This window comes from uncultured Methanofollis sp. (genome assembly GCF_937919355.1).
Lineage (GTDB): Archaea > Halobacteriota > Methanomicrobia > Methanomicrobiales > Methanofollaceae > Methanofollis.
In genome coordinates, this window is the sequence record NZ_CALFSA010000071.1 from 1 (window position 1) to 9,664 (window position 9,664).

General features: G+C 63.5%; 6 protein-coding genes. 4 read left to right on the plus strand and 2 right to left on the minus strand.

Going from position 1 to position 9,664, the window contains the following annotated elements:
• A partial coding sequence (locus Q0520_RS03390; protein WP_298666605.1) for a PKD domain-containing protein occupies positions 1-3,730 on the minus strand: 3,730 nt, incomplete at its 3' end.
• A 411-nt stretch (positions 3,731-4,141) separates the two neighbouring features.
• Entirely contained in the window at positions 4,142-5,470 is a 1,329-nt protein-coding gene (locus Q0520_RS03395) for a glutamine synthetase family protein (protein ID WP_298666608.1), read from the minus strand.
• 99 nt (positions 5,471-5,569) lie between these two features.
• Here Q0520_RS03395 and Q0520_RS03400 point away from each other — a divergent pair, with 99 nt between their 5' ends.
• The 4 genes from Q0520_RS03400 to Q0520_RS03415 all read left to right on the plus strand — a co-directional run.
• A complete protein-coding gene (locus Q0520_RS03400; RefSeq protein WP_298666611.1) occupies positions 5,570-6,622 on the plus strand; it encodes a glutamine amidotransferase family protein in 1,053 nt (350 codons plus the stop codon).
• Positions 6,619-8,133, plus strand: a complete 1,515-nt coding sequence (locus Q0520_RS03405; RefSeq protein ID WP_298666614.1) for a glutamate synthase-related protein — start codon at positions 6,619-6,621, stop codon at positions 8,131-8,133. Before Q0520_RS03400 ends, Q0520_RS03405 begins: the two co-directional genes overlap by 4 nt.
• 2 nt (positions 8,134-8,135) lie before the next feature.
• Positions 8,136-8,873, plus strand: coding sequence for a hypothetical protein (locus tag Q0520_RS03410; RefSeq protein ID WP_298666616.1), 738 nt, complete (start codon positions 8,136-8,138; stop codon positions 8,871-8,873).
• Between the two features lie 5 nt (positions 8,874-8,878).
• Positions 8,879-9,664: coenzyme F420 hydrogenase/dehydrogenase beta subunit N-terminal domain-containing protein (locus Q0520_RS03415; protein WP_298666618.1), on the plus strand; the 786-nt coding region annotated here is incomplete at its 3' end.

Genomic DNA, 9,664 nt, shown 5'->3' on the forward strand with positions numbered 1-9,664 from the left:
CGCAGTCGACGTCGACGAACCAGGGTGCGTCGCCGCCCGTGGACCACTCAAGGTCCGGGGCCTCGACGGCCTCAGGAAGGGTGGCGAAGGGGACGAGCGAGATGGTCTGTGTGGTGGTGCTGGTGCCGGCGTCGTTGATGACCGTCAGGGTGACGGTGTACTCCCTCACATCCGTGAAGGTGTGGACAGGGTTCTGCTCGTCGGAGGTTTTTCCGTCGCCGAAGTCCCAGGACCACGTGGTCGGGCACCCTGCCGAGGTGTCGTTGAACTGCACCGTCGCCGGGGCCATTGTCCGCGTCACATTGGCCTTGAAGGCGGCCGTCGGCTGGATGGCGCCGGAGGTGTAGGTGACGTTGTCGAGGTGGCCGCAGTCGTTCTCTCTGTACCGGTGTTCGTTGGTGTAGGTCCACCTGAGGACGTGTTCGCCTGGCGGGACTTCATAGTACACGCCAGGCCAGGACTTGCCCTCCTGTGTCCCCTTGATCTGTGAGATCTGGGTGCCATCTGCGGAGAACTTCAGCAGGCCACTGTAGATGGTGGCGCTGGCGTTGATGTTCCAGTTGAAAGTGAGCACGCCCGGGCCGGCGACCGTCGCCTCGATCCAGGTGGTGTTGCTGCTGGATGAGATGATGCCGCTCCTCGCGGAACTCCCGTTTGTCAGGGCGCAGTAGATGTCGGCGAACCAGTCGGCGTCGCCGCCTGTCGTCCAGGCAAGTTCTGGAGCGTCCGCGGCCGTGCCGAGGGTGATGGGCTCGGTGACCTTCACTGTCTTTGTCACCGTGTCGGTGCCGAGGACGGGTCCTCCGTCGCCGTCTCTCCCGACGATGTTGGTGACCGTGAGGGTGACGGTGTAGTCGCCCGTGTTCTCGTAGACGTGGGTCGGGTTCTGTTCAACGGATTTTGCGCCGTCGCCGAAGTCCCAGTCCCATGCGGTCGGGAATCCGGTGGAGTTGTCGGTGAACTGCACGGCCAGGGGGGCCATGCCGCGGTTTTCGGTCACGTTGGTGACGAAGTCGGCGACAGGTTCGCCGCCGCCGTAGGTGCAGGTGACATTGTCGAGCCACCCGCCGTTCTCCTCGGCTTCGGTCATCAACGTGGAGTAGGTCCAGGTGAGGGTGTGGGTGCCGTGGCCGATGTGATAGGTCTCGTGGTGCCACTTCGTGTCGTACTGGATCTTCTTGTACAGGTCGTCGTACTGGTCCGCATCGTCGACCGCAAACTCCATCTTGCCCATGGGCATTCCATAGACCTTGCCGGGGTTCACCTTCCAGTCAAAGGTGAGTGTGCAGGGGCCTTCGATAGTGGTCCGGACCCAGGAGTTCTGGCCAGAGGTCAGCGCGCCGGCGCTCTTTCCAGCACTGGCGCTGACATACTCGGGGCCCTTCACGACCGACCAGGTGGCGTTGCCACCGGTGGTCCACCCGAGGTCGGGGGCGTCGAGGGCCTCCGCGAGGGTGACCTCGCCGATTGAATGGATATATTCGGTCTTTGTCTCGGTTTCCTCCACGCCGTCTCTGGTGACGGTGAGGGAGACGTCGTAGGTGCCAGCCTCAAAGATGTGGACCGGGTTCTGCTCCTCTGAGGTCGTGCCGTCGCCGAAGTCCCAGTGCCAGGCGGTGATCGCGCCGGTGCTCTGGTCGGTGAACTGCACGGTCAGGGGTGCTTCGCCGGCGGTGGTGTTGGCGGTGAAGGCAGTGGCGATATGCTGGGTGTAGGTGACGTTGTCGACCCATCCGCAGTCCTCGCCCTTGGGCTCATCACTGTTCCGGAAATAACACCACGTGAGGGTGTGCTTGCCAGGTCCGATCTCGGCGGTCCGTTCCTCCCAGGTGTGGTCGGTGCCGTTGATGCTGGTGCCGACTTGATCGTTGTCAATTGTGAAATGGAAGTATTCCTCAGTGCTGGAGGAGACGTTCCACCAGAAGGTGAGGGTGCCGGGGCCGGTGACGCTGGTGAGGAGGTTTGATTCCTGGTAACTGTATTCTACCGGGCCGCTCCGTGCACACCCGCCGCCTTTCACGCCGGTGGTCGTGTCGACTGTCCATTCAGATTCTCCGTCGGTGGCCCATTCGAGGTTATCGGCGTCGAGGGCCTCCTTCAGGGTCGTGGGAACGGGGACCGCCTTCGGGGTGAAGGTGACGTTGTCGAGCCAGCCGCAGTCCTTGCCACCATCTTCACCTCCCGCGTCGATGTAGGTCCACCTGAGGGTGTGAGCGCCCTCGCCGATATCGAAGGTCTCGGTCGTCCAGGTGAAGTCCTCGCCGGCGATGTTCTTCTGGGTCGCACCGTCGATGGAGAAGCGGAGGAGGTCAGAAAAGGAGGGGTTGTTGAGGTCGTCGCTCTCGTCGTAGCCTGACGAGACATTCCAGGCAAAGGAGAGGGTGCCGGGGCCGGTGACGGTGGTCTCGATCCAGGAGCCATCACAGGAATAGATGGCCTGACCGCTCCTGGCGCAGCTGCCGCCGACGCCGTTGCCGTCCTCAACTGTCCAGGCGTCGTCGCCGCCTGTGGTCCAGGTGAGTAAGGGAGCGTCCAGGGCCTCGCCCAGGGTGAGGAGAGGCGGTTCTGGTGGTTTTGCAGCAGTGAAGGTGACGTTGTCGAGCCAGCCGCCGTTCTCGGGCTTGTCGCCCATCTTGGCCGTGTAGGTCCACTGGAGGGTGTGCTCCCCCTCGCCGAGGTCGAAGGACGTGTGCGTCCAGTCTTTTGTCGCCGTGATCTTCGTGTAGTTGTTCCCGTCAGAAGAGGTCGCACCGTCGATGGAGAACTCCAGGCTGCCCTGGGATCCAAACATAGAGTTAAACTGGATGTTCGCCTTCCAGTCGAAGGAGAGGGTCCCGGCGCCGGTGACCGTGGTCTTGATCCAGGTGGACTCAGAACTGGAGAGGCAATCACTCCTGGCACTGTTCCTGTCGGTCACCCCGTCCTGGATGTTCACGCTCCAGGTGGCGTCGCCGCCGGTGGTCCAGGTGAGGTCAGGGGCGCCTACGGCGTCGCCGAGGGTCCGGGCCGGCAGGACCTCGATGAAGCCGGTCTTTGATATGGTGTCGGGAGACCCCCCCTTCTGGATTGTCAGGGCGACGTCATAGATCCCGGCGTCCTGATAGACATGAACGGGGTTCTGTTCTGTCGAGGTTTTCCCGTCGCCGAAGTCCCAGTCCCATCCGCTCACGTCGCCTGTGGAGAGGTCGGTGAACTGCACGGCCAGGGGTGCCATGCCGGAGGTGACATTGGCGGAGAAGTCGGTGCACTCTTCTGCCGTGAAGGAGACTGCATCAAGCCAGCCACCATTCTGTTTGTTGACGCCCATGCCACCCTTGTGGTAGGTCCATGCGACAGTGTGCTCGCCGGAAGCGATCCTGAAAGATTCTTCAGTCCATGCGGCGTCCGTGCCTGAGATCTGCTTCTGTTCGGCACCGTCAATCGAGAACTTATAATCATCTCCCGAAGGGGCGTTGACGTCCCATGAATAGTTGAGCGTGCCCGGCCCGGTGACTGTGGTCTCGATCTTCGAGTCGCCCCAGCTTAAGCCCGGTCCGCTCCGGGCAGAACTTCCGCCTTTCACGGCGTTTTCAGTATCGACAATCCATGCCTTCGTGGATGTGTCGGTCGTCCATACAAGGTCGGGGGCGTCGACCGCGGCCCCGAGGCCTGTGTCTTCTGCGGCCGCGGGCATCGCCATCAGGCAGAGGAGGCCGATGGCAACGACCATCCCGGTCGCATGATTTTTCAAACGTGATTTACTTTGTGACATGGTTCAATCAGTTCTTTAAATTGTATGACGGAAAGGTGGGCGCCGGGAAAGTAAAAAAGCTACCAATTGACTTTAATTGTTAATTTGATCCAGAAATGGCGTCTAATATATGATCGTTGTGTTTGTTGAATCTCATTAACCCATTGAACTTCCGGGCGCTCTGTGATAAATCTTATCCCCGGGGAGAGGGCGGTGCACCGCCGTGATCTCTTCTCTCTATCCTGCAGATGTCACGGGCGAGAAAATATTAGATCATCTGGACTCTTCGGGAAAAATATGGCCTGAGATTACGTTATCTGGCCGCCGGGTCCGCGAGGGGGAGCGCGGGATCCGCGCTCCTGCCCTCTCTCAGTATGACTGCCGGAAAAAATGAGGTTGATACCGGCCCTTTCACTGCCGGTAGAAGTACTGGTCGATCTCCCAGGGGTGGACCGTCGTCCTGAAGGAGTCCCACTCCATCTTCGTGATCCTGTCGAGGTTCTCGACGACGTGGCGGCCGAGGGTGGCGCAGAGGAGTTCGTCCTCCTGGAGGTACCGGTTCGCTTCGAGGAGGGTGCCCGGCAGGGTGTCGATGCCGACCTCCTTTCTTTCGTCCTCGGTGAGTTCGAAGATGTTCAGCTTCGTGCTCGCGGGCGGTTCGATCCTGTTCCGCACGCCGTCCATGCCCGCGGCCAGGATGCAGGCGAAGGTGAGGTACGGGTTGCAGGTCGGGTCGGGGCTGCGGAGTTCCATCCGGGTGGACTTGCCGCGGGGCGCCGGGACGCGGCAGAGCGCCGTCCTGTTCGAGGCGCTCCACGAGATGTAGACCGGCGCCTCGTAGCCGGGCACGAGACGCTTGTACGAGTTTATCGTCGGGTTCGCAAGCCTCGTGATGCCGCGGATGTGCGTCAGGACGCCGCCGATGAAGTGGAGCGCCGTCTCCGAGAGTTGCAGGGGTGCATAGGGATCGTAGAAGGCGTTCTGCCCGTCCTTGAAGAGGGAGCAGTTGGTGTGCATGCCGCTCCCGTTGATCCCGTAGATCGGTTTTGCCATGAAGGTGGCGTGGAGGCCGCGCTGGAGGGCGATCGTCTTCGTGGCGAACTTGAAGGTGACGACATTGTCGGCGGTCTGGAGGGCAGGGCCGTACTTGAAGTCGATCTCGTGCTGGCTCTCGGCCACCTCGTGGTGGGAGGCCTCGATGGTGAAGCCCATCTCGGTCAGGGCGAGGACGATATCGCGGCGCACGTCCTCCGCAAGGTCGGTGGGGGCGAGGTCGAAGTAACCGCCGTGGTCCTGAAACTCGAGGGAGGGCCTGCCGTTGATCATCTTGAAGAGGAAGAACTCGAGTTCAGGACCGGTGTTGAACTCGAACCCGTCCTTTGCGGCGTCGGCAACGACTTTCTTCAGGATATAGCGGGGGTCGCCCTCGAAGGGTTTCTTGTTCGGCATGTAGACGTCGCAGATGAAGCGGGCCACCCGCCCCTCCTCTCTCCGCCAGGGTAGAAGGGTGTAGGTCGCGGGGTCCGGCCTCAGCACCATGTCCGATTCCTCGATCCGTGCGAAGCCTTCGATCGACGACCCGTCGAATGATATCCCGTCGGTCAGTGCCTTCTCGGCCTGGACGGGGGGGATGGCCACGTTCTTCGGCTGGCCCTGGAGGTCGGAAAATTGCAAACGAATGAATTTGACGTTGTCCCTTTCGATTCTCTCCAGGAGTGCTGATACCTCGTCGGCTGGCATAACGGAAACATGGTTCCACCCAATAGTATATATGGCTAATGGGTACATTTTTTTGCGACAACCACTGCCAGAGGATACCTGGCCGTGGTGGAGTGGACCATGTGTGGAATCATCAGCGTCGTCGACCGCTCGGGAGCGGTGATGGACGGCGCACGGATCAGGGACGCGCTTTCGATGATGGACGAGCGCGGCAGCGGGGAAGGTGCGGGATATGCAGCCTACGGCGTCTACCCCGAGTTTGCCGACTGCTATGCAATCCATGTCTTCTTCGACAACATCGTGGAGACAAAGGCCCAGGTGGACGCCCTCCTCCAGACCTGGGGGACGATCGTCCACGACGAGGAGATCCCGACCTATGAGCAACCGCACCTGAAGAAGGTCCACACTCCGTGGCGCTACTTCTTCAGGCCAGATCCCACCCTCATGACAGGGACGCCGTCGCCCGAGGACGACATCGTCACCTACCTGGTGATGAAGGTGAACACGACGATGCGGGGGGCGCTGATCTACTCTTCAGGGAAGAACATCGGGGTCTTCAAGGCCGCAGGGTGGCCGGAGGACGTCGCCGACTTCTACCGCATCCAGGACTACAAGGGCTACATCTGGCTCGCCCACAACCGCTACCCGACCAATACCCGCGGCTGGTGGGGCGGCGCCCACCCCTTCAACCTCCTGGACTGGAGCGTCGTCCACAACGGCGAGATCACGAGTTACGGCACGAACCGGCGGTACATCGAGAGTTACGGATACAAGTGCACGATGTTCACCGACACCGAGGTTGTCGCCTATCTCGTCGACCTCCTTGCCCGGAAGCACGGCCTGGACGAAAAACTTGCGGTGCGTGCCCTCGCCCCGCCCTTCTGGGACGAGATCGACCGCATGCCCCCGAAGGAGCGAGAACTCAACCGCGCCATCCGCCTCACCTACGGGTCGGCGATGATGAACGGCCCCTTTGCGATCGTCGTTGCACACCGCGACGGCATTGCCGGTTTCACCGACCGGATCAAACTGCGGCCCCTCGTCGTCGCGGAGGAGGGCGACCGGATGTACATCTCCTCCGAAGAGGCGGCGATCAGGCGGATCGCCCCCGAACTGGACCGGGTGTGGATGCCGCGGGCAGGCGAACCCGTCGTCGGGAGGGTCCGCCGATGACGATCGGGAGCGTGCCCCTGCGGTATAAGGTCACGATCGACCCGGAGAGGTGCATGGAGTGCGGGCGGTGCATCGAGAACTGCCCGTACGGGACGTTCAGGAAGGAGGGCGACCGTATTATCGTCGCCGTCTCGCGGAACTGCACCGCCTGCCACCGGTGCATAGCCATGTGCCCGCGGGACGCGATCTCGGTCGTGGAGCGCCCGGTGGACTACCGGTCCCACCCCCTCTGGACACCCGAGGCCAGGGAGGCGATCTACAACCAGGCGCGGACCGGGAAGATCATCCTTGCCGGGATGGGCAATGCCCTGCCCCTCCCCTCGATCTTCGACCGTCTCCTCCTCGACGCCTGCCAGGTGACCAACCCCTCCATCGACCCCCTCAGGGAACCGATGGAACTGCGGACCTACCTCGGCAAGAAACCCTCGAAACTTGCGTTCAGGAGGACGGAGACGGGGGACGTCGAACTGGAGACGAAGATCGCCCCGAACCTGATGATCGAGACGCCGATCATGATCGGGCACATGAGTTACGGGGCGATCTCCCTCAACGCGCAGCTCGCCCTGGCGCGGGCGGTGCACGAGACCGGGACCTTCATGGGGACGGGCGAGGGCGGGATGCACCCCGACCTCCACCCGTACCAGGACCGCCTCATCGTGCAGGTGGCCTCGGGGCGTTTCGGCGTGGACATCGACTACCTCAACAGGGGTGCGGCCATCGAGATCAAGATCGGCCAGGGGGCGAAACCCGGCATCGGCGGCCACCTCCCTGGCGAGAAGGTCGGCCCCGACGTCTCCCGGACCCGGATGATCCCGGAGGGGAGCGACGCCATCAGTCCGGCGCCGCACCACGACATCTACTCGATCGAGGATCTGGCGCAACTCGTCCGCTCTCTCAAGGAGGCGACAGGGTGGCGGAAACCGGTCTTCGTGAAGATCGCCGCGGTCCACAACGTCGCCGCAATCGCGGCCGGCATCGCGCGGTCGGGCGCCGACGCCGTCGTCGTGGACGGTTTCCGCGGCGGGACGGGCGCGGCCCCGAAGGTCTTCCGCGACCACGTGGGCATCCCGATCGAGGCGGCGATCTCGGCGGTCGACCAGAAACTCCGCGACCAGGGCGTGCGGAACGAGGTCTCGGTCATTGCGAGCGGCGGCCTCAGGAATGCCGCCGACGTGACGAAGGCGATTGCCCTCGGTGCCGACGCCGTCTACATCGGCACCGCGGCCCTGGTGGCGATGGGGTGCCGGGTCTGCGGCACCTGCTACCGCGGCCTCTGCCCCTGGGGGATTGCCACGCAGCGCCCCGACCTGGTCGCCCGCCTTGACCCGGTACTGGAGGGTGAGCATGTGGCCAACCTCATCCATGCCTGGACGATGGAGATCTCCGAACTGATGGGGGCGGCCGGTATCAATGCGATCGAGAGCCTGCGGGGTAACCGCGACCGTCTCCGGGGCTACATGCTCGACGAGGGGTTGCTGCAGGTGCTGGACGTCAGGACAGTGGGGGCGTGAGAATGGCGACCCACATCGATGCGGCAGGAGTGCACTACACACCCCTCAACCAGCAGGTGAGAACGGCGGTGGCCGCAGGCGAGACGGAGATCGTCCTCGACCATGTGCTCGGCCAGCGCTTTATCGCCGACGGTCTCGTGGGCGAGGTGACGATCACCGTCAACGGGGTGCCGGGCGGCGACCTTGGCATGTTCATGCGGGGACCGACTGTCGTCGTCCACGGCAATGCCGAGCACGCGCCCGGCAACACGATGGAGGCGGGGACGATCGTCATCCACGGGAGCGCGGGGGACGCCGTCGCCCACTCGATGCGCGGTGGGAAGGTCTTTGTCAGGGACGACATCGGCTACCGCGGCGGGATCCACATGAAGGCCTACCATGAGAAGAGGCCGTACCTGGTCGTCGGCGGCGATGCACGGTCGTTCCTCGGGGAGCACATGGCCGGGGGGACGATCCTCCTCCTCCGCCTGAACGCCACCGGTTCCTTTGCCGAGCGCGGGCTTGCAAGCGGGATACACGGCGGCGAGGTCTTCATCAGGGGCGAGGTGGACGACCGCTGTCTTGCGGTCGGGGCTGTCAGGATGCCCTTCGAGGAGGAGGACCGCGCCCGGATCCGGCCTCTCGTCGAGGAATACTGCCGGTATTTCGGGGCCGATGTCGGGGCCATCCTTGCCGGCGAGTATACCCGGATCGGCCCGGAGAGCACCAGGCCTTTTGCCGGGAAATACACGTGGGAGTGATTGAGATGGCGGAAAAGAGTTACAAAGACCTGGAGGCCGAAGTCTGGGAAACGGGCCGCTGTGCACGCTGCGGTGCCTGCGTTGCGGTCTGCCCGGCCGACGCACTCTCGTTCCCGGAGACTGCGCCCGGCCACCCTGTGTCGTCGAGTTACTGCAAGATGGAATGTGATGGCGTGCCGTGCGGCGCCTGCTACCTGGCGTGCCCGCGTGTCGCCGACGGCGCCGATCCGTCAAAGCCCCTGGGTAATTATCTCTCGGCGGTCTCGGCGCGGGCGACCTTCCCGGTGCCGGGCAGACAGAGTGGCGGTGCGGTGACGGCGATCCTTGTCCACGCCCTTGATGCCGGTCTCGTCGACGCGGTGGTCACGGTCTCAGAGGACAGGTGGACGAGAAAACCGCAGTCTGTGGTAGTCACCGACCGCGAGGCGCTCGTCGCCCGTGCGGGGAGCCGGTACACCTGGTGGGTGCCCCTCCTTGCGGCCCTGAAGGAGGCGGTGGTTGTGCGGAAGTACCGCCGGGTGGCGGTGGTGGCGGTGCCCTGTGCGGCCGAGGCGGTGGCGCGGATCAGGACGAGCGGTTTCGACCTCCACGGGCCGTACGCCCGGGCGGTCCGCCTGCTTGTCGGCCTCTTCTGCACGGAGAGTTTCGACTATGCGGCGCTGATGGAAGGGAAGATCAGGGGCGACCTCGGGATAGAGCCCTGGGAGGTCGGTCGCATGGACGTGAAGGGGCATCTCGAAGTCACGCGCGTCGGCGGCGGCACTGCGACGGTCCCCCTCGCCGACCTTGAG